General features: G+C 68.2%; 21 protein-coding genes and 1 tRNA gene. 12 read left to right on the top strand and 10 right to left on the bottom strand.

Annotated features, from left to right (window positions below; all coding sequences use genetic code 11):
* Nucleotides 1–774 (bottom strand): glucose-1-phosphate cytidylyltransferase, encoded by a 774-nt coding sequence (gene rfbF / locus AAEX57_RS05910; RefSeq protein ID WP_342091433.1) that lies wholly within the window; start codon nt 772–774, stop codon nt 1–3.
* Between the two features lie 214 nt (nt 775–988).
* Between rfbF and AAEX57_RS05905 the strand changes: the two genes are divergently transcribed.
* From AAEX57_RS05905 to AAEX57_RS05895, 3 genes are all read left to right on the top strand, one after another.
* The gene (locus tag AAEX57_RS05905; RefSeq protein ID WP_342097762.1) at nt 989–1,957 is read left to right on the top strand and encodes a glycosyltransferase family 2 protein; all 969 of its coding nucleotides are present in this window, start codon (nt 989–991) and stop codon (nt 1,955–1,957) included.
* A 104-nt stretch (nt 1,958–2,061) separates the two neighbouring features.
* On the top strand, nt 2,062–4,209 hold the full coding sequence (locus tag AAEX57_RS05900; RefSeq protein WP_342091435.1) for an alpha-galactosidase: 2,148 nt from the start codon (nt 2,062–2,064) through the stop codon (nt 4,207–4,209).
* 10 nt (nt 4,210–4,219) lie between these two features.
* On the top strand, nt 4,220–5,269 hold the full coding sequence (locus tag AAEX57_RS05895; protein WP_342091436.1) for an ROK family transcriptional regulator: 1,050 nt from the start codon (nt 4,220–4,222) through the stop codon (nt 5,267–5,269).
* Between the two features lie 38 nt (nt 5,270–5,307).
* Here the strand turns inward: AAEX57_RS05895 and AAEX57_RS05890 are convergent, their stop codons facing one another.
* On the bottom strand, nt 5,308–10,833 hold the full coding sequence (locus AAEX57_RS05890) for an ATP-binding protein (protein WP_342091437.1): 5,526 nt from the start codon (nt 10,831–10,833) through the stop codon (nt 5,308–5,310).
* Between the two features lie 409 nt (nt 10,834–11,242).
* Between AAEX57_RS05890 and dusB the strand changes: the two genes are divergently transcribed.
* The 3 genes from dusB to AAEX57_RS05875 all read left to right on the top strand — a co-directional run bounded on the left by dusB (nt 11,243) and on the right by AAEX57_RS05875 (nt 14,312).
* Nucleotides 11,243–12,397 carry a tRNA dihydrouridine synthase DusB gene (gene dusB, locus AAEX57_RS05885; protein WP_342091438.1) on the top strand — a complete coding sequence of 385 codons (1,155 nt, stop codon included), beginning with the start codon at nt 11,243–11,245 and terminating at the stop codon, nt 12,395–12,397.
* A 142-nt stretch (nt 12,398–12,539) separates the two neighbouring features.
* Nucleotides 12,540–13,607 (top strand): HD domain-containing protein, encoded by a 1,068-nt coding sequence (locus AAEX57_RS05880; RefSeq protein ID WP_342091570.1) that lies wholly within the window; start codon nt 12,540–12,542, stop codon nt 13,605–13,607.
* Between the two features lie 222 nt (nt 13,608–13,829).
* Complete coding sequence (locus AAEX57_RS05875) at nt 13,830–14,312, top strand: hypothetical protein (RefSeq protein WP_342091439.1); 483 nt, start codon at nt 13,830–13,832, stop codon at nt 14,310–14,312.
* Nucleotides 14,313–14,389: 77 nt separating this feature from the next.
* On the opposite strand, the gene AAEX57_RS05870 is transcribed toward AAEX57_RS05875, so the two are convergent.
* Nucleotides 14,390–15,148: an ABC transporter permease gene (locus AAEX57_RS05870; RefSeq protein WP_342091440.1), complete on the bottom strand. Its 759-nt coding sequence runs from the start codon at nt 15,146–15,148 to the stop codon at nt 14,390–14,392.
* Nucleotides 15,149–15,202: 54 nt separating this feature from the next.
* On the opposite strand from AAEX57_RS05870, the gene dnaG reads away from it, so the two are divergent.
* Together dnaG and AAEX57_RS05860 are read left to right on the top strand one after the other, a co-directional pair.
* Nucleotides 15,203–17,089 (top strand): DNA primase, encoded by a 1,887-nt coding sequence (gene dnaG / locus AAEX57_RS05865; RefSeq protein WP_342091441.1) that lies wholly within the window; start codon nt 15,203–15,205, stop codon nt 17,087–17,089.
* Nucleotides 17,090–17,330: 241 nt separating this feature from the next.
* Entirely contained in the window at nt 17,331–18,197 is an 867-nt protein-coding gene (locus AAEX57_RS05860) for a sigma-70 family RNA polymerase sigma factor (protein ID WP_342091442.1), read from the top strand.
* 167 nt (nt 18,198–18,364) lie between these two features.
* Here the strand turns inward: AAEX57_RS05860 and AAEX57_RS05855 are convergent.
* Nucleotides 18,365–18,440, bottom strand: a tRNA-Asn gene (locus AAEX57_RS05855).
* 39 nt (nt 18,441–18,479) lie between these two features.
* Entirely contained in the window at nt 18,480–18,992 is a 513-nt protein-coding gene (locus tag AAEX57_RS05850) for a hypothetical protein (protein WP_342091443.1), read from the bottom strand.
* A gap of 182 nt (nt 18,993–19,174) precedes the next feature.
* On the opposite strand from AAEX57_RS05850, the gene AAEX57_RS05845 reads away from it, so the two are divergent.
* Nucleotides 19,175–20,275, top strand: coding sequence for a CapA family protein (locus AAEX57_RS05845; RefSeq protein ID WP_342091444.1), 1,101 nt, complete (start codon nt 19,175–19,177; stop codon nt 20,273–20,275).
* Between the two features lie 63 nt (nt 20,276–20,338).
* On the top strand, nt 20,339–20,761 hold the full coding sequence (locus AAEX57_RS05840; protein WP_342091445.1) for a helix-turn-helix domain-containing protein: 423 nt from the start codon (nt 20,339–20,341) through the stop codon (nt 20,759–20,761).
* Here AAEX57_RS05840 and AAEX57_RS05835 read toward each other — a convergent pair.
* Nucleotides 20,749–21,306, bottom strand: a complete 558-nt coding sequence (locus tag AAEX57_RS05835) for a serine O-acetyltransferase (protein ID WP_342091446.1) — start codon at nt 21,304–21,306, stop codon at nt 20,749–20,751. The two genes, AAEX57_RS05840 and AAEX57_RS05835, sit on opposite strands and share 13 nt — an antisense overlap.
* A 255-nt stretch (nt 21,307–21,561) precedes the next feature.
* Here AAEX57_RS05835 and AAEX57_RS05830 point away from each other — a divergent pair, with 255 nt between their 5' ends.
* Nucleotides 21,562–22,134 (top strand): hypothetical protein, encoded by a 573-nt coding sequence (locus tag AAEX57_RS05830; protein WP_342091447.1) that lies wholly within the window; start codon nt 21,562–21,564, stop codon nt 22,132–22,134.
* 28 nt (nt 22,135–22,162) lie between these two features.
* On the opposite strand, the gene AAEX57_RS05825 is transcribed toward AAEX57_RS05830, so the two are convergent.
* Complete coding sequence (locus tag AAEX57_RS05825; protein ID WP_342091448.1) at nt 22,163–22,579, bottom strand: PaaI family thioesterase; 417 nt, start codon at nt 22,577–22,579, stop codon at nt 22,163–22,165.
* Between the two features lie 40 nt (nt 22,580–22,619).
* On the opposite strand from AAEX57_RS05825, the gene AAEX57_RS05820 reads away from it, so the two are divergent.
* A complete protein-coding gene (locus AAEX57_RS05820) occupies nt 22,620–22,988 on the top strand; it encodes an RNA-binding S4 domain-containing protein (RefSeq protein WP_342091449.1) in 369 nt (122 codons plus the stop codon).
* Nucleotides 22,989–23,101: 113 nt separating this feature from the next.
* On the opposite strand, the gene AAEX57_RS05815 is transcribed toward AAEX57_RS05820, so the two are convergent.
* Genes AAEX57_RS05815 through AAEX57_RS05805 form a run of 3 tightly spaced genes read right to left on the bottom strand, consistent with a single transcriptional unit; the run spans nt 23,102 to nt 26,251 of the window.
* Nucleotides 23,102–24,709 (bottom strand): ABC transporter permease, encoded by a 1,608-nt coding sequence (locus tag AAEX57_RS05815; protein ID WP_342091450.1) that lies wholly within the window; start codon nt 24,707–24,709, stop codon nt 23,102–23,104.
* Nucleotides 24,706–25,614 carry an ABC transporter ATP-binding protein gene (locus AAEX57_RS05810; RefSeq protein ID WP_342091451.1) on the bottom strand — a complete coding sequence of 303 codons (909 nt, stop codon included), beginning with the start codon at nt 25,612–25,614 and terminating at the stop codon, nt 24,706–24,708. The genes AAEX57_RS05815 and AAEX57_RS05810 overlap by 4 nt, the downstream gene beginning before the upstream one ends.
* Nucleotides 25,583–26,251: a TetR/AcrR family transcriptional regulator gene (locus tag AAEX57_RS05805; RefSeq protein WP_342091452.1), complete on the bottom strand. Its 669-nt coding sequence runs from the start codon at nt 26,249–26,251 to the stop codon at nt 25,583–25,585. The genes AAEX57_RS05810 and AAEX57_RS05805 overlap by 32 nt, the downstream gene beginning before the upstream one ends.
* Nucleotides 26,252–26,311 lie beyond the last annotated feature (60 nt).

Raw genomic sequence — 26,311 nt, 5'->3', positions numbered from 1 at the left:
TCACCACACCTTCCAGGGCGCGACGCCGTCGGCCCAGAGCTTTTCGAGTTTGTTTCGGTCCTGCAGGGTGTCCATCGGCTGCCAGAAGCCCTCATGCTTGTAGGCATTCAACTGGCCATCGGTTGCCAGCTTGCGCAACGGTTCCTGCTCCCAGACGGTGGAGTCGTCGGTGATGTAGTCGATGGCGCCGGGCTCCAACACGAAGTAGCCGCCATTGATCCAGGCGCCATCACCGTCCGGCTTCTCCTGGAAGCTGGTGATGGTGGATTCGCACTTGCCCAGCGTGATCGCACCGAAGCGGCCGGGCGGCTGCACGACGGTCATGGTGGCGAGCTTGCCCTGCCGGTTGTGGAAGTCGATCGATTCCGTGATGTTGACGTCGCTGACACCGTCGCCGTAGGTGAAGCAGAAGGTCTCGTCACCGATGTAGTCGCGAACCCGGAGCAGCCGCCCGCCGGTCATCGACTTGCCGCCGGTGTGCACCACCGTCACCTTCCACGGCAGATTCATGCGCTTGTGGACGGTTTGCTCACCGGTGGCCAGATCAAAGGTGATGTCGGCATACCGGACGGCGAAGTTGGCGAACCAGTCCTTGATGACGGTTCCCTTGTAGCCCGCGCAGACGATGAATTCGTCGATGCCATGGGCCGAATATTCGTTCATGATGTGGAACAGGACCGGCCACCCGCCGATCTCCACCATGGGCTTTGGCTTGGTCCCAGTTTCCTCACTGAGGCGAGTTCCCAACCCGCCAGCCAACAGCACTGCCTTCATTTTCCAGATCCCCCGATCTCCAGTGGGCCATCGACATCCGACCCGCTGGCAGCAACACTAGGTGGCAGGCATGCCATCCGACAGAGGGCTGGTCCGGGGATGTGGTGGACTGTTCCCCGCACCGAGGAGGGCTTGGTGTGTAACTGCATGGGCGTGCACCAAGCCGCTCTGACTAGGGTGAACAGGGGGAACAATGGCTGCTGTGACGGTCGTCATGCCGACCTATCTTCGTCAGGAGTACCTGCCGAGGGCGATCGGGTCACTGCTTCAGCAAGAGTTCAAGGACTTCACAGCTTTGATCTGTGACAACGCGAACTCCGGCACCACCCGGAGCTTCGTGGAGAGCCTGAATGACCCCCGGTTGGTGTATGTGCCCCGCGAGGAGAACCTTGGTCTGGTCAGGAATTCACTGGAGGGATTCCGGGCGGCTCAGACCGAGTTCGTCACCAAGCTCGATGACGACGATGAATTCGAGCCCACCTACCTGAGTCGTTGTGTGGAAGCGCTTCGCGAGCACCCGGAAGCCGCTTTTGCGTTCACCGACATGCGCTGGATCGGGCCCAAGGGCGAATCGCTGGAGGCCGTGCAGGCCCAGCAGGATGAGTCTCATGGCTACTCCCAGTTGCGGGAGGGGGTGTACCGTCCGCTGAACACCATGCTGGTGCATGGTGTCGTCGCCCTGAATGCCACCGTGCTGCGGACCTCCGCTCTGGACTGGAATTCCCTGCGGGAGGACACCGAGACCGCCTTCGACCTGCACATCCTGCTGGAGGCGGCTCGGGGTGGCGCTGCCGCCTGGCATGTCGCGGAGCGCCTGGTGCGCTACCGGGTGCACCCGACCACCGATTCCGCCACCAACTACGCGCGACAGCTGCGGGGTCGCCTGGTGGCGCTGGAGGATGCCCTGCCGGACGCCGCCGAGTTCGACCGGCCAGCCCTGCAGTCGGCGCTGCAGCAGGCGGCGACCACCCTGGCCAGGGTCGAGTTGATCCAGGGCCATCCGCGGGGCTCGCGGGCGGCTCTGAAGCCGGTGCTGCGCGGCAGCGTGAACCCGGCCATCATGCGACTCGCGGTGCTGGGGCTGCTCCCCGCCCGGGTGACCCAGGGGGTCATGGAGCGGCGCGACGCCCAGTGGCAGAAGCGGCACGGCATGGGCCCGGTCGACCCGCCCCGTCCGAGCTGAGCCGGCCCTCCCGACAACTCACGGCGACCCGCTGGCGCCGGATCAGGTGCGTGCATAGACTGGGGTTAGTTTCGTTTCGACAACAACATCCAATGGAGGATGCCGTGAGCGCACAGGCCCAGATCGTGTTGGAGGGGGCGGGAACGTCCGTCGTGCTGGATTCGCCCGAAGGGGCGCTGCCGCGCGTGGTGCACTGGGGGGCCTCACTGGGGGAGTTGACTGCCGACGACCATGCGGCGTTGGTCCGGGCCACCGCGCACGGGCCGATGCACAATGGCGAGCCCGACGAGGGTTACGCCCTGGCCTTGCTGCCGGAACAGTGGCGGGGCTGGTACGGGCATCCGGGAGTGAGCGGGTCACGCGGTGGCCGCTCCTGGGCGCCGCGCTTCGTGGTGGAGCGGATCGAACTGGACGGCGCCCCAGTCTCCGGTCTGGTGCAGGCATCGCTCGGAACTCTTGCGTGGCACGCCGTCGACCATGACTGCGGACTGGGCCTGACCCTGGAGCTGGAGCTGACGCCGTCCGGCCTGGTGCGTTCCCGCGCCCGGCTGACCAATACCGGCGACGACGGCTACCAGCTGGACCAACTGCTGTTGGCGATGCCGGTTCCGTCGCGCGCCACGGAGGTGCTCGACTTCGCCGGCCGATGGGGCAAGGAGCGCACTCCGCAGCGAAGCCAGATGCCGGTGGGTACGCACTGGCGCGAGGGGCGGCATGGCCGAACCGGTGCCGATTCGGCCTTCGTGCTGCACCTGGGCGAGCCCGGTTTCGGCTTCTCCGACGGCGAGGTGTGGGCCGTGCACACGGGCTGGAGCGGCAACCACATCCACTATGCGGAGAAGAACCTCACGGGCGACCAGGTGATTGGCGGCGGCGAACTGCTGCTGCCCGGTGAGGTGGTGCTGGCGCCGGGCCAGAGCTACACCAGCCCGTGGATCCACTTCAGCCACGGCGTCGGACTGGACCGGATTGCGCAGACCCACCACGAGTTCATCCGCGCCGTGCATCCCGTCAACCCGGAGCGTCCCGTGACGCTCAATGTGTGGGAGGCGGTCTACTTTGACCACGATGCCGAACGCCTGCTGGATCTGGCGCAGCGGGCAGCAAGGCTCGGCATCGAGCGTTATGTGCTGGACGACGGTTGGTTCGGCGCCCGACGCGATGACCACGCCGGGCTGGGGGACTGGGTGGTCAGCCCCGACGCCTGGCCCCATGGCCTGCACCCACTGGTGGACGAGGTCAACCGGCTCGGCATGCAGTTCGGGCTGTGGATCGAACCGGAGATGGTCAACCCCGACTCCGACCTGGCGCGGGCACACCCCGAATGGGTGATGCAGGTTCCCGGCCGGACGCCGCTGGAAGCCCGTCACCAGTGGGTGCTCAATCTGGGCATCCCGGACGCGTATGCCCACGTCCGAGACCAGCTGCTGGCCATCCTGGACGACTACGACATTGGCTACTTCAAGCTGGATCACAACCGGGACCTGCTGGATGCCGGCACCGCCCCGGACGGTCGCCCCGGCGTGCACGAGCAGACGCTGGCGTTCTACCGGCTGGTGGACGAGCTGAAGGCCGCCAAGCCGGGGCTCGAGATCGAATCCTGCAGCTCCGGCGGTGCCCGGATCGACCTGGAGGTGATGCAGCACTGCGACCGCGTCTGGGTCAGCGACAACATCGACCCGACCGATCGGCAGCAGATGATGCGTTGGACCGCCCAGCTGTTGCCCCCCGAGATGCTCGGATCGCACATCGCGTCAGGCGCCTCGCACACCACCGGTCGCCAGCACGACATCTCCTACCGGGCGGCCACCGCGGTCTTCGGCCACCTGGGGGTGGAGTGGGATCTGGCGAAGGCCAGCGACGAGGAGTTCGCCCAGCTGGGGGAATGGATCGCCTGGTACAAGGCCAACCGGGGAGTGCTCAATGCCGGGCGGCTGGCCCGCTCTGAATTGCCACAGTGCCAGGAGGGAACTGCCTTCCTGCATGGCGTCATCACCCCGCAGAAGGCGATCTACGGCTACACCACGCTGACCACCGAGGGGGTCTGGAGCCTGGGGACCATCCAGCTGCCCGGTCTGGAGCCCGACGCCCGCTATCGGGTCAGTCATCTGCCGTTGACAGTGCCTGCCGATCGCGAACCGGCTCCCGAGCCGGTGGTCCTCACCGGCCGGGCGCTGGCCACCGTCGGGCTGCGAGCCCCGATGGTGCTGCCCGAGCGCACCCGGATCCTGGTGGCGGAGCGAGTGGGCTGAACGGGCACCGATGAATCCGCTTCCTGGGCTGGACACGTCGTCGCGACGAGTGGCGCTGGCGGTGCTGCGGCTGGGGCCCGTCTCCCGAACGGAACTCGGCCGCGTGCTGGGACTCTCCGCACCGAGCCTCACGCGGCTGACCAAACCCCTTGTCAAGGAGGGACTGTTGCTGGAAGGGGCACCGGTTGCCCCGCTGACCACCGGCCGCCCGGCTGTGCCGTTGGACGTCGATGCCAGCCGGGCGCACTTCCTGGGGGTCAAGTTCGTCCGGGGCGAGATGTATGCGGTGCTGACCGATCTGAAGGGGGCGGTGCTGGTCAGCGAGGTCTTTGCCGGCGACTACCGGGAGCCGGCGGCGGCGGTCCTGGCCGTGGCCGCCCTGATGGACTGGTGCGGCCAGCGGCAGCCCGACGGGATCGGGGTCTGCCTGGGGGCCAGCGTGGACGAGACGGGAATGGTCTCCGAGGCCGAGTACATGGGCTGGCCGCAGCTCCCACTGGGGACGATGATCCGCGAGCGGACCGGTCTGCCCTGCGTGGTGGAGAATGACGTCACAGCCTTCACCCTGGCCGAGCACTGGTTCGGTTTTGGGCGCGGTGTTCGGGATTTCCTGGTGGTCACCCTGGGGGCGGGCGTGGGCGCCGGACTGGTCTGTGAGGACGAGTTGGTGCGCGGGCACCGCGGGCGCGCCGGACTGATCGGCGGGCTGCGGCTGGACGACGGACGTCGGCTGCAGGACGTGGTGGAAACCGGGGCGATCGTGGCCAGGCTGCAGGACGAGGCGCTCGAGCAGGTACTGCTGGACGTGGCGCAGGCCATGGGCCAGCTGGTGGGACAGCTGTGTGCCGTCACGGCGCCCGAACGCGTGCTGGTCTCCGGCGAGGGCGCGCAGGAGCTCACCGGTCGCCAGGCAAAGGTGCTGACCCAGGCGCTCTTCGATGGCGTCGCCCGCTACACCGATCTGGGCCGTGAGCAGGTCAAGATCGATGCGTTGAACTTTGCCGAATGGGCCCGGGGCGCCGCGACGATGGCGATCCGGGCCCACATGACCACCGCCTGAGGGCCCCTCGACGGACTCGGGGATCGGTGCTGCCCTGGTCAGCCCCTGTTCCTGGCTGCCCGGAGGATCTCGATGATCCGGGGGCGGAGGGTGGCGACGCTGACCACGTCGTCGATGGAGCCCACCTCCACGGCGCGGTGCACATTGTGCACGGCGTCGAACTCCCCGGCGACGGTGGAGATCATCTCCGCCCGGACGTTCTCGCGCAGCTCGGCCAGCTCCGCCTGCAGCGGCACCTTGGCCGCCTCGTCGGCCTGCTCGATCCGGGCCTTGAGTTCCACCAGCCGGGCATCGGCCTCCACCCGCTTGGCCACGTCGCGGGCAAAGACGACCGCGGCGGCGGGGGCGCCGCCGATCACCGACGCGTAGGAGCCCTCCAGCGCCAGCACGGTCATGTTGTCGTTGAGTGCCTTGGAGAAGACCACGAAGGCACCGCCGTGGTAGCGGCTGATCACGACGAAGACGATGGGCCCGTCGAAGTTGACCATCGCCCGGCCGATCTCGGCGCCGTACTCCAGTTGCAGGTTGCGCATCGACTCCGGGGAGCCGTCGAAACCTGACAGGTTGGCCAGCACCACCAGCGGCCGGTTGCCGGAGGCGGCATTGATTGCGCGAGCGGTCTTCTTGGACGAGCGGGGGAAGAGCGTGCCGCCGGTGAAGGAATCCGGGCCGTCGGCGGGCAGGTAACCGGCGCGCGGCGTCGGCTTGGACTCGATGCCCACCAGGCTGATCGGCATGCCGCCGATGGTGGTGTCGAAGACCACCGAGGTGTCGGCATTGGCCATCTGCGCCCAGCGCTCCAGCGGCTCATGATCCGCATCCGCGACCGCGCGCATCACCGTGCGGATGTCAAAAGGCTTCTTGCGCTCCGGATTCTTGTCGGCGCTGAAGATCTCCGCGACGGTGCCGAAGTCGCTGCCCTCGCAGGAGTGCGGGGTCAGGCCGATGTCGCGGCCATCCTCGTCGGTGGTGGGGATCTCCCGCGGGGCGGATTCGCCGGGCGCGATGTAGCTGTGCTCGTGGTGCCGCATCAGGATCTGCTGCGCACCGGCCAGGTCATTGGCCCAGTACTGGGCCTGCCCGTTGGGGCCCATGATCCGGTCGTAGCCGCCAATGCCGTAGTTGTCCTCGGCGGAGACGCCGCCGGAGAAGTCCAGCGACTGCTTGCCGGTGAGCACCATCGCCGAATCCGGGGTCATCACCAGGATGCCCTTGGTGTGCATCAGCATGGTGGCCTCGGCATTCCAGTACGGCTGGGCGCCGACATTGATCCCGGCGACGATCACATTGATCTCACCCCCGCCCTGGGTGAAGTTCACGATCCGTCGCAGCGCGTGCGCGACAGCGTCCATGTTCTCGGTGCCGGACTCCATGGAGATCCGGGCGCCGGAGCTCAGTGTGAACCAGTCCACCGGCACCCCCAGCTCCTGCGCGCGGTCGATCGCGGCGACGATCCGGTCGGCCTCCACACGGCCGATGGACCCCAGGGACTTCAACGGGTCCCCGAAGAGCACCACCCGGCGCACCCCCTCAGGGTGGATCTGGGTGGGGGTGGAGACGTCTGCCACGATGATCCCGGCGCTGTTGCGGCCCGGCTCACGGTCGACGCTCACCAGCGCGCCCGACTCGTCCAGGTCCAGCTCGACCGCGCTGCCGCGGGAGCTGGCCACCAGACCGAACAGCTCGTAGGGGTAGACCAGGCCGCGGCGGCGGGCGCGCAGCACCTTCTCGTCATAGGCGCTCACCGGGGCCAGCGGCTCGGTGGCCGGATCCTGGATCTGGAAGCGAACCCCGAAACCGGGCTGCAGGCTGAACCGCACCACCGTCGGCACCGGCTCGGTCCCGGGGGCACGGGTGACGCTGGCCTGGATCCGCACCTCGGTGATGCCGGCGTCGGCGGTGAGCGGGGCCAGCGTGCGCTCCAGCGAACCCAGGTTGCGCAGGTCGACATCGTGTTCGCCCCAGACATGGATCCAGACGTGGTTGTGATCCAGCTCGCCCTTCTTGGCCCCGCTACGGGCCCGGCGGATGGCGTCGGTGGCATTGATCAGGGCACGCTCCAGGTGGGGCATGCCGGTGACCTGACCGTCCTCGTCGCGCAGGATGCTCAGCCGGCGCACCTGCGCCAGCGCCACCAGCCGCACGTCATCGGGATTGGTCTTGGCGGTGGCCCTCAGCAGCACCGTGGTGCCCGGGGCGTCGAGCCGTTCCAGGCCGAAGTTCTCCAGCCGCCACAGGTTGAGCTGACGGCCCACCATCGGGTGGTGGCCGCGCTGGATCCGGTCCTCGACCAGTCCGTCGGCGCCGGGCCGCAGCGTGAGGTATTCCACCGCGCCGGCACGTAGCGGCAGGATGCTGACCACCAGCCGGCGCAGGTCACCGACGAAGCCCAGCCGCTGGGCGCGGGCGATCACCTCGGCGGCCAGCTCGTCACCGGCAGGAGCGTTCTCGGCGGTCAGGTAGAGGTCGACGACGGCTTGCTGGCCGTCCTCGCGCTGGGCCACCAGCTGACCGACCAGACTGGCCAGCCCGGAGTCGGCGGTGAACTCGTCGTAGCTGCCGATCGCCGAGACCAGCCGGGTGGGCTGCTGGTCGATCCGGTAGTCGGCGGTGACCACGCCGCGGCCGTCCACCACCCGTTCCTGCAGGTTGGTCAGGCCGTGGCCGCGGTAGTGCCGCTGGGCCAGGATGCCCAGCAGCGGCTCCTCGGCGGTGGCGCGACTGGCGGGATCGACGCCCAGGAAGCCGATCAGCCGGTCCGGAGCAGCCACCAGCTCCTCCGCCACGGCCTGCCGGGTGGTGCCGTCGGGCAGAGCCTGCAGGTGACCCAGCAGCTCCGGCACCTGGGCCAGGGCGGTGGCCTGCTGCGCGTCCAGCGCGGGCTGGTCGAACCAGCGGTAGCGGATGCTGCGCGCCAGGTCACCGACCCGCGGGAAGCGACGCTGGGTGGCCAGTACCAGCCGGTCCAGCACCTGACGCGTCTGCTGGCCGGCCTCCCGCGGACGGTCCCGGGCGGCCCACTGCTGCAGGATTCCGGTGACCACCTGCAACGCCGGGGTCCAACGCTGCTGCAGCAGGAAGAGCCGGAAGACGGCCTCCTCGAGCTGTGGGGAGTGGTCCAGGCTGGTGACGCCGTAGTGCGCCAGCACCGTGGTCAGCCGGGTGGCGAAGGCCTCGGGCAGCTGCTCCCGCTCGATGTCCAGGCTGTGCAGGTAGCGCTGGAAGTACTCGCGGGTGGTGTGCACCCGGTCGGCCGGCTTGCCCAGGTCGTCGTCTGCGTGGGTGCGGTCGGGCTGGTTGCGGTGCAGCTCGACGACGTCAGCGAAGACCCCGAGCAGTTCGGCCTCCGGCGCGAGCGTCAGGGCGCAGTCGGGGCGAAGCCCGAGGTAGCGGGTCAGCGGCAGCGCCGGATCCTCCGGGTCGGTGTCAAAACCCAGCAGCACCTGGCGCAGGGCAGCGCGGGCAGCGTCGCAGTCGTCGACGGCATCGGCCTGCGCGGGCAGGTCCAACTCGACGGTCTCCTCCTGCACCTGCTCGGCGCCAGGCTGGGCCAGCGGCTCCAGCCGGGCCAGCGGTGCGCCGGTCTCCACCTGGGTGCCGGCCCGCACCGCGATCTCCTTGATCCGCGCTGCGAAGGGCGCGGTGATGATGGTTTCCATCTTCATGGACTCCAGCACCAGCACCCGGTCGCCGGCGGCAACCACGTCACCCTCCTGCACTGGGGTGGCGACCACCAGCGCCGGCGCCTGGGAGCGGAGCACGCCGCCCTCGTCGCGGCTGATCCGGTGCACCTGGCCGTCGATCTCGATGGTCTGGACCGGGCCGGGCTTGCCCAGCAACACCCGGTAGCCGTGGCCCCCGGTGACCAGGCGCGCGGTGAACTCGTCCTGCCGGGCGAACTCGCACAGGATCGGGCGGGCCCGATCGCCGGAACCCAGCCGCACCTCGAAGGCCTGCGGGCCCATCCGCAGCACCTGCACGGCGTGGGTGGTGCCACGCAGCTTGAGCTCGATCGGGCGGCCCAGCTCGTGGTTGGCCAGCGGCCGGCCACGCCGGGCCGTGTCCAGGAAGCGGGCACGTTCCACCTCCTCGGCGGCCAGGTAGGCCTCGATCCCGGCGACCACCAGCGCGGCGCCGGAATGCGTGCTGCGTTGCAGGCCGCCGGTGGCGCGGGTCCGGTCGATCCAGCCGGTGTCTGCCCAGCCGTCGTCGCCCGAACCGTCCACGACGGCGGGCTGGTCCAGCAGCTCCAGCACGAAGGACTTGTTGGTGGTGCCGCCGTCGATCACCACCTGGGTGTCGGCCATCGCCCGCCTCAGCCGGCCCAGCGCCTCGGTGCGGGTGGCGCCGTAGGCAATGATCTTGGCGATCATGGAGTCGAAGTCGGCCGGAATGGTGTCCCCGGCCTCGACGCCGGTGTCCACCCGGATGCCGGGGCCGGCGGGCAGCACCAGGTGCTGGATCAGGCCGGGGGCGGGCGCGAAGTCGCGATCGGCGTCCTCGGCATTCAGGCGGGCCTCCACCGCATGCCCGATCTCGGTGGGCTTGTCGCCGGTCAACTGGCCACCGGCGGCGACGTGCAGCTGCAGCTTCACCAGATCTGTACGGGTGGTCAGTTCGGTGATCGGATGCTCCACCTGCAGCCGGGTGTTGACCTCCAGGAAGGCGAACAGTTCCTGCTCGGGCTGGTAGAGGAATTCGACGGTGCATGCGCCGCGATAGCCCACGCGCACCGCGAGCCGCTCGGCGCTGACCTTCACCTCAGCCACCTTCTCCGGGCTGAGCAGGGGAGAGGCCGATTCCTCGATCACCTTCTGGTTGCGGCGCTGCACGGAACAGTCACGCACGCCCAGTGCCCAGGCCGTCTGTCCGTCGCTGATCACCTGCACCTCGACGTGCCGGGCACCGGTGACCAGGCTCTCCAGGAAGACGACGCCGGAGCCAAAGGCGCGTTCGGCCTCACCCCGGGTGCGCTCGAAGACGTCGGTCAGCTCGGCGTCGCTGCTGACCTTCTGGATGCCGCGGCCGCCGCCACCGGCAGTGGCCTTCAGCATCAGCGGGTAGCCGATCTGGTTGGCGACACGCAGGGCGTCGTCCAGGCTGTCCACCCCGCCGCGGCTCCACGGCGCCACCGGGACGCCCACCTCCTCGGCGATCAGCTTGGAGCCGATCTTGTCGCCCAGCTGGCGCATTGCGTCGGCGCTGGGCCCGACGAAGATGATCCCGAGCCGCCCGCACAGCTCGGCGAAGGCCGGATCCTCCGCGACGAAGCCCCAGCCCACCCACGCGGCGTCGGCGCCGGTGGCGACCAGGGCACTCTCCAGCACCTCCAGGTTGAGGTAGGGCCGCGCGCTGGCAGGGCCCAGGTCATGCGCAGTGTCGGCCTCCCGGACGAACATCGCGTGCGCTTCGCCGGTGGTGTGCAGCGCGATCACCTGGATCTGCTCCGCGTGCGGCTGCTCGGCGTTCAGCTCCCGCACCGCGTGGATGAGTCGCATGGCGGCCTCGCCGCGGTTGACGATGGCGAGTCGACGGATGGGGGTGGCCGGGGTGCTGGTGCTCATGCGCGCTGAGGTCCTCCAAGGCTGGAAACAGGATCATTGCGACGCTAGTGCGTGCGGATGCTCCAATGCGGCAAGGATTCACGCAGAGTCTGGGGCCGGTTCGTGGTGGGATTCCTACAAAGAGGCTCCTGGCGTCTCCACGGCGTGCGTCGAGGAAGGTGACCTTGCTCCCTGGATGTTGGCGGTGTTCCCGGAACAGTGGCCCTGCCACGGGTATTGCAGTCGTAGAGCGACGGTTGGATCAGCGGGGCGACAAGTGAGAGCGTGGGCCGACCGTTGGAGGAGTATGGCGACGCTTGTGGCAGTGCGCAGCGGTGGCCCGGCGATGACATGCCGGAATTGTCGGTGGGCGCAACTAGAGTTGGTCCGGCCGTTGGATCAGCGGCCACCCAACCGTGAGAGTGAGTTCGTGAGCGTCTATCCGCCCCTTCGTCTGTCGGCACCCAGCAAGACCGATGCCGTGGTCGTCGACACGCCCGTGGTCCTGGCCCCGATGGCCGGCATCACCAATCGCGCCTTCCGGCAGCTGTGCGCCGAACAGGGGGCCGGTTTGTATGTGTGCGAGATGCTCACCAGTCGCGGGATCGTGATTCAGGATCGCAAGACCAAGAAGATGCTCGGATTCGCCCCCAATGAGGTGGTGCGCAGCGTGCAGACCTATGGCGTGGATCCGGAGATGGTGGCCCGTGCCACCCATGTGCTGTGCGATCAGTACGGCGTCAACCACGTCGATTTGAACTTCGGCTGCCCGGTGCCCAAGGTCACCCGCAAGGGCGGCGGCGGTGCACTGCCCTGGAAGCAGGAACGATTCCGCGCGATCCTGCGGGCAGTGGTCAAGGCGGCCGATTCCTACGGCGTGCCGGTCACCATGAAGACCCGCAAGGGAATCGACGATGACCACCTTTACTACCTGGAGGCCGGTCGGATCGCGCAGCAGGAGGGTGTTGCCGCCATCTGCTTGCACGCCCGCACCGTCGGTGAGGCCTATTCCGGCGAGGCCGACTGGGACGCGATCGCGCGGCTGGTGGAGCACGTCGGCATCCCGGTGCTGGGCAATGGGGACATCTGGGAGGCCAGCGACGCGATGCGGATGATGGCGCAGACCGGCGCCGCCGGGGTCGAGGTGGGCCGCGGTTGCCTGGGCCGTCCGTGGCTCTTCCGGGATCTGGCCGACGCCTTTGCCGGCCGGGAGACCCAGCACAAGCCGACGCTCGGCGAGGTGTCGGCGATGGTGCGTCGGCATGGCGAACTGCTCGCCGAGATCATGGGGGAGAAGCACGGCCTGACCGACCTGCGCAAGCACATGGCCTGGTACTTCAAGGGCTTCCCGGTGGGCGGTGAACTGCGGCACCAGTTGGCGATGATCAGCGACTTCGAGACCTTCGACGCGCTGCTGGCGCAGCTGGACCACGACGCGCCCTTCCCGGAACTGGAGCTGGGCAAGCCGCGCGGACGCCAGGGCACCCCGCGCGCCAAGGTGATCCTGCCCTACGGCTGGTACGACGACACGGACGGCCGGGACCTCGAATTGGCCGACGACGATGCCGCGGGTTCGGGAGGATAGGCGCATGTGCAATGGGTGTGAGTCGGAGCAGGGCCTGAAAGAAGCCGCAACCAAGGGCCCCGAGCAGAACCCCGCCACGGTCCCCGAGCCTGTCGAGGGGCAGCCCGGGCTCATGCCGCGTGCCGTTGCCTGGGCCAGGACCATGCACGGCCACGGCGACGACGAGCTGGTGCTCGCACACGAGGACACCCACGCGTCGATGGAGCCGGGTCCGGTGCTCGGGCGCGAGGCCCGGGAGGAGCGGGAGGCGGCGATGCTGCGCCCCGGCGCCACCTTGGCCCGGGGGGCCGGCAACCGGGCCGTCGAGGAGGAGCCGGACAGCGAGCGCACCTGCTTCGAACGCGACCGGGACCGGATCGTGCACTCGCCCGCCTTCCGACGGCTGGCCGGCAAGACCCAGGTGGTGGTCTACCCGACCGACCACCAGCGCACCCGGCTGACCCACGCGCTGGAGGTGGCGCAGGTGGCCACCTCGATCGCGCGAGGGGTCGGTGCGAATGTGTCGCTGGCCGACGCCATTGCGCTGGGTCATGACTGCGGCCATGGGCCGGGCGGGCATGCGTCGGAGGACGCCTTCGACGCCTTCATCCCCGAGGGCTATGACCACGGGCCGTGGGGTGCCAATGTGGTGCTGACCAGCCTGAACCTGTGTACCGAGACGCTGGACGGCATCCGCAACCACTCGTGGAGCCGGCCCGCGCCGGGCACCATCGAGGGCGAGATCGTCAGCTGGAGCGACCGGATCGCCTACTGCGCGCACGATCTGGAGGACGCCATCCACGCCGGGATCGTCACCCTGGACGACCTGCCGGAGGAGGTCGCGGCCATCGCCGGAATCGGGCGACGCGCCCAGCTGGGAACCTTCATCCGCGCCGTGATCCACACCACCAACACCACCGGCCAGGTGGGAATGGACGCACAGACCGCGTCGGCGCTGGCCGCGCTGCGGCGGTTCAACTACGAACGGATCTACACTCGGCCCGACTCGGTGGCGCAGTCGCATGCCGTCGTCGAGGTGCTGCAGGGGCTGGTGGAGCGCTATGTGGCCCAACCCGAGCTGATGCCCGTCGACTATCGCTGGGATGACCTGGTGCGCGGCGCCGTCACCTATGTGGGCGGGATGACCGACAGGTTCGCCTTCGACCAGGCCGAGGAACTGCTGGGCTGGAGCAGCGACCGGCTGCCCAGGGGGATCGGGCGCGGCGCCTAGGACTCCCGGAGGCCTCGACAGGTTTGGCCATCGTGGTTGCGTTGCAGGAACGCGACCACGGCGACCGTGGCCAATGAACCCAGCCACGGTTCCCGAGCCTGTCGAGGGGTGGTTCAGCCCTCAACCAGCACTCAAGGTGCGCGTGTTGCACCGGTGTGATTCTGGTTACGGTGGTTGTGTCGCGCAGCTTTCGCGACGGCGGCACGGACAGCGGAGGTGAGCATGGCGGAGGGACGCCACAAGGGCAGCGACCCGACGATCCTGATTGTGCTGCTCATCTGCGTGATCGTCGGGATGATCCAGGGCGCCCGCGGCCTGGTACACAGCTCCGGCGACGGCTTCAACGGATTCCGGCGGGCCAAGGCCGTAGCCGTCGAGAATGTCGACAACTTCCGGGGCACTCTGCGGGTGAGCACCTCGGCCTGCCAGGACACGCCGGCACTCGATGAGGTGCGCTACCAGGTGACCGACAAGAAGGGCACCGAGGTGGCCAACCTGACCCGACCGCTGGTCTCGGGCCGGGAACGGCAGAGCGCCGACGTCGGCAAGAACCTGGGCTCGGGCCGGTACAAGGTGAGCGTGAGCTGCATCTGCGATGGCAAGCCCACCGGCGACCAGAAATCCACCCGCGTGACGGTCCAGAACGACGGCCAGGAAACGGCCAGCGTGAAGCGGCCGAACAGACTGCCGCACACCGGCCGCTGACCGGCACTGGGTGAAGCAGCGGCGCGTCACCCTTGTTCGGCACAGCTGGGGTTCGGCACAGCCGGGTACTTCCCGCATCAGGGGTGCAGCGTCTCCCGAAGATCCGACGGCAGCAGCTTCGCTCGGCGCATCAAGTCATTGGCCACCACCACGGTGACGCTTTGGCCAGCCATGATGCCAATCAGCACCAGCACCTGGGCGGCGCCGGCCTGCAGCGCAGAGCCGCCACCCAGGAGCACGCCGACGAAGGCGCCGGGCAGGGTGACCAGCCCCACGGTGCGGGTGGTGTCCAGATTGGGCACCAACGCCTCACCGGCGGTGCGTTCGGTGACGATCCGAATGGCCCGCGGCCGGTCCATCCCCAGCGACAGTGCTGCCTCGTAGCTGCCGACGTCGTCGCGCAGGGCGGCAAACTGGCGCCGACCGAACAGCGTATGCGCGGTCATCATGTTGCCGATGATGATGCCGGCCACCGGCACCAGCGCCGCGCCGTTCAGGGGCGAGACCCCCGTGCCGAAGACCACGGCCAGCACGGGCAGCACACCGCAGGCCATCGCCAGGGTGGTCCACGGCCAGGCCGAGCCGACACCGGTGCGTTTCACGGTGGTGCGAACCGCCACCACGAACATCAGCAGGCTGAACAGCGCCGCCAGGGCCAGATGGCGCAGACAGATCACGACGATGAAGGAGACCGCCGCCAGTTGCAGGGCAGCCCGTAGCCCGGCCACCAGCATCGAACGCTCGTGGCCCAGCTGGCCGGCGCGGGAGGCCGCCATGGCAAGCAGGAGCAGCAGGGCGAGGGCCAGCGCGAGTTGCCAGCCGAGGGTCACGATCACCGTCGAATTCTACGCCCGTCGGACTGGGACGGCAGCGGCGCTAGACTCCCTCCCATGGCCGGACGGATCAACGACGAGGACATTGCGCTGGTCCGCGAACGGGCCCGGATCGATGACGTCGTCAGCTCCCATGTGACCCTGAAACCGGCCGGCGGCGGCTCGCTGAAGGGCCTGTGCCCCTTCCACGACGAGAAGACGCCCAGCTTCCAGGTGACCCCGGCACGGGGCTTCTACTACTGCTTTGGCTGCGGTGAGGGCGGCGACGCGATCACCTTCCTGCAGAAGATCAGCAACCTGTCGTTCACCGAGGCGGTGCAGCAACTGGCCGACCGCACCGGCGTGCAGCTGCGGATCACCGACGACGGCGGCCCCCGCCAGGAGCCGGGGCTGAGGGTGCGGATCATGGAGGCCAATCTGGCCGCCGCGGAGTTCTACGCCGCGCAGCTGCTCACCCCCGGCGCGCTGGCGGCCCGGCAGATGCTGGATGGGCGAGGTTTTGATCGGGCGGCGGCTGAGACCTTCGGCGTCGGCTATGCCCCGCGCGGCGGGCGCGACCTGAAGAACCACCTCAACCGGCAGGGGTTCAAGGATGCGGAACTGGTCAAGGCCGGCCTCATCCGCGAACACGGCCACGACTTCTTCCAGGGCCGCGTGCTGTGGCCGATCCGGGATTCCGGCTCCGCGGTGCTGGGTTTTGGCGCGCGCAAGCTCTACGACGACGACCGGATGCCCGCCAAGTACCTGAACACGCCGGAGACGCCGGTCTACAAGAAGTCCCACGTGCTCTATGGGCTGGATCTGGCGCGGCGCAACATCGGCAAGAAGTCGCAGGCCGTGGTGGTGGAGGGCTATACCGACGTGATGGCGGCCCACCTGTCGGGCGTCGACACCGCCGTGGCATCATGCGGTACCGCCTTCGGGGACGACCACGCCCGGATGCTGCAACGCTTGATGGGCAACCAGGGGGCCTTCTCCGGCGAGGTGATTTTCACCTTCGACGGCGACCAGGCCGGCCAGAATGCCGCGATCAAGGTCTTCAACGGTGACCAGAACTTCATTGCCCAGACCTATGTGGCGATCGAGCCAAGTGGCCTGGATCCGTGTGACCTGCGGCTGCAGCAGGGCCAGGCGGCGGTGCGGGAGCTGGTGGGGCGACGGGTGCCGCTGTACCGCTTCGTGATGGAGAACACCCTCAAGGGCTACGACCTGGATCGGGTCGACGGCAGACTGCAGGCGCTGCGCGCCGCCGCACCCCTGGTCAGCTCCATCCGGGACACCTCGCTGGTCAACGGCTACCTACGGGAACTGGCGTCGATGCTGGGGATGGACGTCGACGAGGTGCGCGCCGAGGTGCACCGGGCGGCGCGTCGCAAGGCCAACGAGAAGACCGATCCGCGACGCCGGGAGCCGGTGATGGATCGGTCGCCCAGCGAGCAGCCGGCGCAGCAGGAAGGCCAGCAGCCCGGCCTGCCCTGGCCCGACCCGCGAGACCGCACCCTGGGGGTGGAGCGGGGCACGCTGAAGCTGATGCTGCAACACCCGACGCTGTTTGACACCGCGTGGAACCAGGTGCAGCCCGAGGACTTCAGCCACCCCGCATACCGCGCCGTCTTCGAGGCAGTCCGCTCGGTGCCGTGGTGTCCGGATCGCTGGAGTGACAAGGTGCGCGAGGCCACCACCGACGAGGTCGCTCAGCAATTGGAGATCGCCCTGCTGGTGGAGCCGGTACTGCGCGCCCCCGACGAGGCCTATGCCACCGCCTACGCCGCCCGGCTGCAGCTCTTGCAGACCGACCGGGAGATCCGAGACCTGAAGAGCAGGCTGCAGCGCACCAATCCCGTGGAGCACGCCACGGAGCACCGGCAGATGTTCTCCACCCTGCTGGAGCTCGAGGTGCGCCGCAAGCAGCTGCAGCAGACCTCGCTGGGCGCCTTGGAATAGCTCGGCCACGATCCCCGAAGCACCCGGCCCAGTCACGATCCCGAGGCACCCAGCCGGCCACGGTCCCCGAGCCTGTCGAGGGGTGGTGACCAGGCAGTCATCGCACAGTCTCGCAATCCCTTGCCCCACAGGGATACCAAATCTGTGCAGCCTGTGGATGAGAAGGTGTCTTCCGAATGCGGACTCCACATCAGCCGGTTTGCTCTGGGAATTGCGGTCGGCGGGGGAGAGGCTCGGCCTCATGAGCGTGATGGTGATGGAGACGAGGTTGCTGCCCGATCTACTGACGGGCGAGCAGGAAGTGTTGTTGGCGCAGCGAATGGAGGCCGGTGTTCTGGCGGCCGCCGCACTTGTGGGTACCCAAGCGCGTCCGCCGGGCGCCACCGATGGCGACTTGCGGGAGTTGGTGGCGCTGGGCCTGCGGGCGCGGGAGCACTTCATCCTGGCGAACCTTCGGTTGGTGGCGCATGAGGCGCATGCGACGGCCAGACGAACCGATGTGGACTTCAACGAGCTCTTCCAGGAGGGCTGTGTGGGGCTGGTGCAGGCGCTGGAGCGCTTCGACCATCGGCAAGGGGTGAGGTTCTCCACCTATGGACAGCCGTGGGTGCGCAATGCGGTGCTCCAGCATGCGCTGCGTCGCGGCGGAATGCTGGAGGGCCCGGCGTGGCGCAACCGTCTGGGGCATCGGCTGCGCAACAGATTGGCGGAGTTGGAGACCCAGCTGGGGTTGCCGGCAGCACTCACCGTGCTGGCAGCCGAGACCGGTCGGGACGAGGTCTGGGTGAACGAGGTGGTCACCGGCCAACGCCGAGTCTCACTGGAGGCGGTGCAGTTCTCGACGGAATTGGCCTGTCCCCGCGCCGCCAATGACTTCGCGGCCTGTGAGGACTCGCCGCCCGATTGGCTTCGGCTCCTGGGCAGTCAGGAGGTCCGCGTTCTCAGCCTGCTCTACGGCCTGAGCGACGAGGGGGAGTGCAGCTATGCCCAGACTGCAGCACGGATGGGGGTGTCGGTCAGCACGGTGCGACGCCTGGAACGCCGAGCGCTGGAGCACGCCCGGGAGCTGTTGGTCGACGAGGAGGTGGTGGAGCCGAACGCCGCATGAGTGTTGGAAAGCTCCTCGATGAAGAGGTCAAGGGCGATGATGTCTCTGGGGCGGCCCGCAGAGCGGAACGTGGCGTCACCCGTGTTCCCGCGACGTCATGGTGCGTGCACGCGAGAACCAAAAAAGGCCGTTTGACTGGCCTGTGGCCTAGTCAAACGGACTTTCGATGGCTCCCCGGACTGGACTCGAACCAGTAACCCTCTGATTAACAGTCAGATGCTCTGCCAATTGAGCTACCAGGGATCAGCGCCTTGCGCGAGATGAAACATTACACAAACTTCGTCAGAAGTCATAATCGGCCCGCAACCGGGCCAGGGCCTCCTCTGCCAGTGCCTTCACCTGAGGGTCCTCCATTCGGGCGCCGCGCACCGCGAAGGCGGTCCAGATCAGCGTCGGTTGCCTCTGCGACAGGTCCCGACGGGCGGTGAGCACCACCGCGCCGCCGCCCGGGACGTCGAAGCGGTCCTCGACGGCGATCGTCGCCTGCACTCGTTCCCGGAAGACGGTCGGCAAGCTTCGGGGCTCGGTGAGCTGCACCGCATCCTTGCTGCCGTCGGTCAGCCGCCAGTGCATCTCGTCGCGTTCGGCTTTCCATCCGCCGGTCTGCACCTGGTGCCAACCGACCTCCCGCCAGTCGTCGCCCACCCGCACCGCAAACCGATCGGCGAAGGCCAGGATCTCCACCTTGGGGCCGCTGGCCGTCGCCAGGACGCGGCCCGTCGTGCCAGTAGCGCGGTGGTGGTCGGCGATGACTGCGGCGTCGGGGCGGGACTTGGTTCGAGACAGGAAGGACATGGCCACTATTGTGCTCTCACCAGGAAAACCCAGACTGGCTCCCGCCCGACGCGGCTCGACTCGCCCATGGCAGGAGCAAGATGGATGGGCCCCGCGTGGCCGCGTGCAGCGAGGAGTGATTGCGCCTAACCTGTCGATCGATGACCGGGCGAGCCGGTCCGCGGCACCCCCGAGGAATCACGATGAAGTGGGACAACAGCCCGGTCTACCGGCGGCGGCGACGGATGGCACTGGCGGTGGTGCTGCTCCTGTTGGCAACGATCATCGCGGGCATCGTCGGGCTGGTAAGGGCGCTGAGCCCGGACAATCCGGCGGAACAGACCGCCCCGCTGCCGGGCGAGTGGCGACGCAGCGGCAAGGCCCAGAGCATCACGCTGGCCTTCGGCGGCGACACCCAGGCGCACAACACCGCCGCACGGATCAATGAGGTCGGTCTCGGGGAGACCGGCAAGGTGCTGGCCAAGGCCGATCTGGCGATGGTGAATCTGGAGACCGTCGTCGCGGAGGACCGCACCGGCCTCAAGCCCCAACCCAAGCCTTTCACCTTCGCCACCGGGCCCAAGATCCTCGACTCGCTCAAGGAGGCCGGGGTCGACGTCGTCACCGCGGCCAACAACCACGGGATGGACTTCGGCGAGGAGGGCATGAAACGAATGCTCCAGGTGAAGGCCAAGGCGCCGATCCCGATGGTGGGCCTGGGCAAGGACGACGCCGAGGCTTGGGCCCCGTGGAGCACCGAGGTCAAGGGGCGCAAGGTGGTGATCTTCGGAGCGACGGACGTTCTTGACGAGCACCTGGACTGGAAGGCTGCCCCCGGCAAGCCCGGACTGGCCAAGGTCAAGGACGAGGAGGGTTTCACCAGGCTGGTGGAGGGAGTCAAGGCCGCACGAGCTGCCAGCCCCGACGGCGTCGTGGTGGTCTACCTGCACTCCGGCACCGAGTTGGTCAGGTGCCCCACGCCCCGGCAGCGGGAGACCATGAAGGCCTTGTCGGAAGCTGGTGCCGACGTGGTGATCGGCAGCCATGCGCACATCCTGCAACCCACGGCCACGAACGGGAACACGGCGATGGCCTACGGCATGGGCAACTTCGTCTTCGGCAGCGGCGCGCCGCAGACCCGCTCCACCGGAGTGCTCACCGTGACCGTTCCGGGCTCCGACGGTGCACCGACGATGGCCTTCGACCCCGCTCGGGTCACCAATGGTCTGCCCGTGCTGCTCACTGGAGCCGAACGCGAGCAGGCGATGGTCAGCTGGCAGCAACTGGGGCAGGGCTGCTCCTGAGTCGGGAACCACCCTCTAGAATTCCCGCTAGGCTAGGAGAAATCCCGGTCCAGGAGGTAGCCAGTGCCCACCATCCCGTCGTCCGAGCCCATTCCGAGCGGGCGGCTGCACATCGGTGAGGTGGCACGGTTGACGGGTCTCAGTCTGCGCTCGATCCGGCACTACGAGGACATGGGGTTGGTGCAGCCACCATCCAGGACCGTCGGAGGCTTTCGGGTCTACGACAGTGAGTGCGTCGAACGACTGCGGCTGGTGATGAGCCTGAAGGTGGTCGGCCTGAGCCTGGAAGAGATGTTGCCCATCGTCGACGCCTGCCGGGCCAGCGAGTGCGGCCCGGGCACGAACGGACCGGACCACGCGGTGCTCGCCGAGGCCGCGCACCTGGTGGAGCAGTCGATGGCCGATCTGCAGGCTCGGATGGATTCGGCTCGTGGCTTGCGCGAGCGGTTGGTCAAGGCAGCCGCAGCGGCGCGTCAGGCCATCTGACGTCGGCCCGGGGCTGCCGCCTGGATCACCGTGCGGGGCGCGTAGGCCCTGCCGCCCGCGGGAACGTCCTTGGTGACCACGGCATTCGCCCCGACGATGGCGCGTTCACCTACCTGGACCGGGCCTACCACCACCGCGCCAGCGCCCAGCTGGGCTCCGCGCAGGATGTGTGGAACATGGGCAGACTGGTCGCCAGTCACGTCCCCACGCAAGCCGATCGTAACGCCTTGGCGGATCAGCACCTCGTCGGCAATCACCGCATCCTTGTGAATCACAATCCCGTTCTGGTGGGAGAGCCTGACCCGGCGGCCGATGCTGGTCTCCGGTGACACCTCGATGCCATAGAAGTTGCGGCAGAACCACAGCCCGGCCCTGCCGATGACTCCAGCGGGAATGGCCATCCGGGATCGGTAGGGCGCGCTTCGCCAGTTGGCCAGCCGATGGAAGGCCAGCGTCTGGGTTCCCGGACGCAGCAGGCCAGCGTTCACCTGTCGGTCCTCCCGGATCATGTCGACGATCGGGTAGCGGCGCGCAAGCTTCTCCACCCACCATCGTTGGGCTGGTACTCGCTGACTCTCGCTCCGGTCGTCGTCCGCGTCTGGATCCGAAACCGGCGGCCATTCGTCGTGGACAGTTCTCATGCGTTCCCCCTCGCCTGAGCTCATGTACAGGGAAAACCCTACCCTGACGTAAGGGTCAATTTAAAGGTCCATGGCGGACAACGAACGGACAACAAGCGGACAACACCGGGACAACACATTCCCCTTGAGCCAGCCTGATTCGCGGCCGAGAGTTGGGACATGACCACGATGACCACCCCGAGGACGGGGCTTGCCTACACCGATGATGACCACGACACCCTGCTCGCGATGCTGCGGGAGGGTGCCTCCACCGGGGAGATCGCCGTCGCCCTTGGGCGCACCATCAAGTCCATCGAGCAGCGCGCCCGCAAGCTGCTGCCGCCTGGCCAGCGGCATTGCCCCCTGGATCGGGTGATGCCCACGCTCGCTACGGTCTGTGCGGAACCGGACTACGACTGGCGCACCACCATCAGCCTTGACGATCCGCCGGCCCCGATCAACCGGATCGAGCGGGTCGGCATCGAGGGGCTGACGGACGAACAGTTGGTGGAGTGTGCCCACGCTGTGGCGGTCTGCCTGCCGCACGGGGCCATCTTCGAACTGCTCAAGGACGAGACGAACAAGCGCCGGCTGGTCCACGAGGTCGTCCGGCGGCATGCGGTGCACCGGCATCTGGGTGAGCAGGCCGAGCCCGAACAGGCACAGGACATCAGCTCTGCCTGGGCCCAGGCCGTGGGCTTCGAGACGTCCTTCAATCGCTACCACCCCGTCTACCGGGGCGACTGGGACTGATCTTGGAAGGTGCGGATGAACGGCCGGGTCAGTGGCGCACCAGCGGGTGCCGGGTCGGGCGGGCGATGATGGCGAAGACACCGGTGGCAGTGGCCAGGGGAGTCTGTTCACCGTCACGGGTGCAGGTGCCGTCCACGTAGGCCAGGGTTCGTCCGACCCGGCGCACGGTGGCGGAGGCCACCAACGTGTCCCCGATCCGGCCCGCATTGAGGTAGTTGACGGTCATCGAGGAGGTGACGGCCATCTTCTCGGGTGGGAGTACCAGGATGACATTGCCGCCCATCACGGCATCCAGCATGGCGGAGATCAGGCCGCCGTGGATGCCGCCCCCGACATTGGCATGGTGCTGCTGGGTGGTGCAGCGGACCACCTCGCCGTCCCAGACGATGCCGTTGTGGGTGCGGAAGGGGGCCACCATGCGTTCGCTGGGCGAGTTCTCAGACACGGGTGAGATTCTCCTCCGGTGCGGCACTAGGGTGAAATCCATGGTTCGTCTCGACGTCTGGCTGTGGTCCGTGCGGTTGTTCAAGACCCGCTCGGCCGCCAACAAGGCCGTCGCCGGTGGGCATGTGCGGCTGAACGACTCCCCGGTGAAGCCCGCCCATTCCGTGGTGCCCGGCGACGTGGTCACGGTGCGCGAACCGGGCTGGGAGCGCAAGTACGAAATCACCCAGACGATCGCCAAGCGGGTAGGGGCACCGGTGGCCCGCACCTGCTACATCGACCAGTCGCCACCCAAGCCGGAATACCTGATGGCCGGCCCGGTCGCCCGCCGGGACAGGGGAGCGGGCCGGCCCACCAAGAAGGATCGCCGGGAGATCGATCGGTTGACCGCGGGCTTCAAGCACCTCTGACCGGGTGGCCTCGACAGGCTCGGCCGCCGCTCACAGAAGGCCTTGACAGGCTCGGCCATCGTGGTTGCGGCACTGCCTACCTGACACGGTCCCCGGTCCCGTCGGTGGCCGGTTCAGGCGGGCAGGTTGCGACGCCGGTAGCCCACCAACCCGACGACGAGCAGGGCCACGGCCATCGCCAGCTCAACCAGGAAGGCGGTCCAGTCCATCGGATCGCGTGGCGGGTGCGCCAGATGCCCCCAGGGCTGCAGCTTGAGCAGCCATTCGGGCAGGTCAAACAGCACCGCGAACCAGGTGCAGAACATCGTCCAGCCGAGCACCACCCAGACCAGACCGGTCAGGCGAGGCAGCCAGCCGATCAGCACCATGGCCAGGCCGATCACCAGCAACAGCCCGGGCACCAGCGCTGCGGCCGTACGCAGATAGGTACCCACCAGCGACCAGTCACCACCGTGTTGCGCCTGCACCAGCGGCATCGTCGCACCCACGGCCAGATAGGCCAGCGTGGGTATCACCAGCGCGGGGACGAGGTGGCTCAGGGCCAGTTGCCACCGGCTGGTCGCCGTCGCCAACATCATCTCCGCATGGCCACGACCTTCCTCCGAGCGAAGCCGGTTCAAAACCACACAGGCCATGATCGCCACCACGGTGCCCATGATCCCGGTCATCGCAATGTAGAAGGCGTTCTGCAGGTTGCCGGTGCCGCCCATCTTCTGCAGCATCTCGCCCATCTCCGGGTTGGCAGCCAGTGACTCGTCCATCTGGCTCATGATCGAGCCCATGCCGATCGAGCTCAGCACGACGGCGGTGCTCCAGCCGATCAGCGTGCCGCGCTGCAGCCGCCAGGCCAGGCCCCACGGGCCAGACAGCCAGCCGGGGGCCTCGCCCCGGCCGGGGCGGCTCTGCCGAAGGCCTGCCAGATGGTCCCGGGCGGATTCCAGCCCGAAGGCGACCACCGACGTGACCACGAACAGTGCCAGTGGAAGCAGCAGGACCCACCAGCGCTCGTCGGACCAGGGGCGGACCAGTATGCCCCACTCCATCGGCACCAGCCATCGGGTCCAGGCGTGACGCGCCTCGGGCCCGGCGCCGTCGATCATCATGCGCAGCACGAACATCCCGCCCCAGAGCAGCCCGATCGTCCAGTAGCGAGCCGTCCGGGCATTCTCGAAGACCTGGGCGCACACAGCACCAATCCCGGCGAAGACCAGCCCCTCGACGGCCAGCGCCGATCCGGCCGCGAAGGAACCAGCTGCCGGAAGCCCGGCGCCGATCGCCCACCCGGCGGTCACCAGGCCCAGTACCAGGCAGCCCAGCGCACAGGTGGCCAGCGCGCTGGCCAGCGGTGCGTGGCGCCCGATGGCGCCAGCCCGCAGCAGTTCCAGTCGGCCCTCTTCCTCCTCGCCCCTGGTGGCGCGGATGATCGCGAAGCCGCCCAGCATCCCGGCGAACATGCTGCAGAAACCGCCCACCCGCCAGAAGACGAAGCCGGCCTTGGAATAAACGTCGAAGGGTGGGCCCAGCAGGGCCAGCATGGACGGGTTGTTGCGCAGCGGCTCGATGGTCAGCCGCGGATCGGTACCGGGCGGGATGATGGTGTCGTACTGGCTGGCCGTGACCGGCATCAGGCAGGCCAGACCGATGATCCACAGCGTCCAGAAGAGCCAATTGCGGCGCAGCATGATCCGCATCATGACGCCGGTGCCCTGCAGCGTGTTCATCGCGGGGCCGCCTCGGCGGTGGCCTCATAGTGGCTGAGGAAGAGCTCCTCCAGACTGGGTGGGGCCGACGTCAGGTTGCGCACGCCGTGCTGGCTGAGCAGCGCGAGCAGTTCGTTCAGGGCGTCCGCGTCCACGTGGGCTCTGATCCGGTGACCATCGACCCTCAGGTCGTGCACCCCGTTCAGGGCGGCCAGCCCGTCGGGGATTCGCTCCAGCTCCGCCGTCACCTCCAATCGGTGCAGGTGACGCAGGTCTTGCAGGGTGCCCGATTCCACGATCCGGCCGGCCTTGATGATGGAGACGTGGTCACACAGCGCTTCCACCTCGCTGAGGATGTGGGAGCTGAGCAGCACGGTGCGGCCCTGGTCTCGTTCGGAGCGGATGTGGTCGGTGAAGACGCGTTCCATCAGCGGGTCGAGGCCGCTGGTCGGCTCGTCGAGGAGCAGCAGGTCGACGTTGGAGGCCAGCGCCGCGACCAGCGCCACCTTCTGCCGATTGCCCTTGGAATAACTGCGACCCTTCTTGCGTGGGTCCAGATCGAACTTGTCGATCAGTTCGGCGCGTTTGGTCTTGTCCAGCCCGCCGCGGGCACGGCCGAGGATGTCGATCGCCTCCCCGCCGGTGAGGTTGGGCCACAGGTTCACGTCGCCGGGCACATAGGCCAGGCGACGGTGCAGCTCGGGGGCCTGGGCCCAAGGGTCGCCGCCGAGCAGCGACGCGTGGCCGGAATCGGCCCGCAACAGCCCCAGGAGCACGCGAATGGTGGTGGACTTGCCGGCGCCGTTGGGGCCGAGGAAGCCGTGCACCTGGCCGGTGGGCACGCTGAGATTCAGGCCGTCGAGCGCGCGAACCGTGCCGAAGGTCTTGACCAGGTCAGTGGTCTGGATTGCGAGGGTTGTGGTCATTCCCGTCTCCCGGGGTGCTGGTGTTGGCGGCCCGCAGGGCATCGAGGTAGGCCTCGGTGAACAGGCCATGGGTGAAGACTTCGGCGGCAACCAGTCCGTAGCGTTCGGCGACGTCGGGATCGTTGAGTTGCTGGCCACCGAGTCGACGGGCGAACTGCCCGCCCAGCATCAGGAAGCCAAGCGAACTGGCAACGAGGAAGGCGACGCTGGCCTCGCGGTCCTCGGGGACGCGGACCAGCCCGTTGGCGTCGGCGAGGGTGATCATCTCGTCGGTCATCTCCACCATGCGGTCATAGATCCGGTCGGCGATCTCGCCACCCTCGCGCAGTCCCGTGACCAGATAGGCCATGATCGGGGTGTACTCCGGGTGTTCGTCGAGGTAGTCGCGCAACCGGGGCTGGGGGCCGATGGTGAGCAGTGCCTTCTCCTGGGCGAGCGCCTCGATGACCCAGTCATCGCAGACCGCACGCAGCTGGTTCTTGCTGCCGAAGTGGTGAATCACGAGGCCGGGGGAGACGCCGGCGCGTGTGGCGATCTGGCGGATCGTCGTCTTCTCGAAGCCCTGGGCGCCGAAGAGCTCCAGAGCCGCCATGCGGATGCGCGCTTGGGGCAGGAGATCGGCAGGGTTTGAACTCACGTTCAATAGATTAAACGGGAGTTCAGTGCCCGTCAAGTACCCCGGGGATCGCACGGCAGG

Origin of the sequence: Luteococcus sp. H91 (genome assembly GCF_038433135.1) — a bacterium.
Lineage (GTDB): Bacteria > Actinomycetota > Actinomycetes > Propionibacteriales > Propionibacteriaceae > Luteococcus.
The sequence above is the reverse complement of the archived record's forward strand: the minus strand, read 5'-3'. Positions and strand labels throughout refer to the sequence as shown.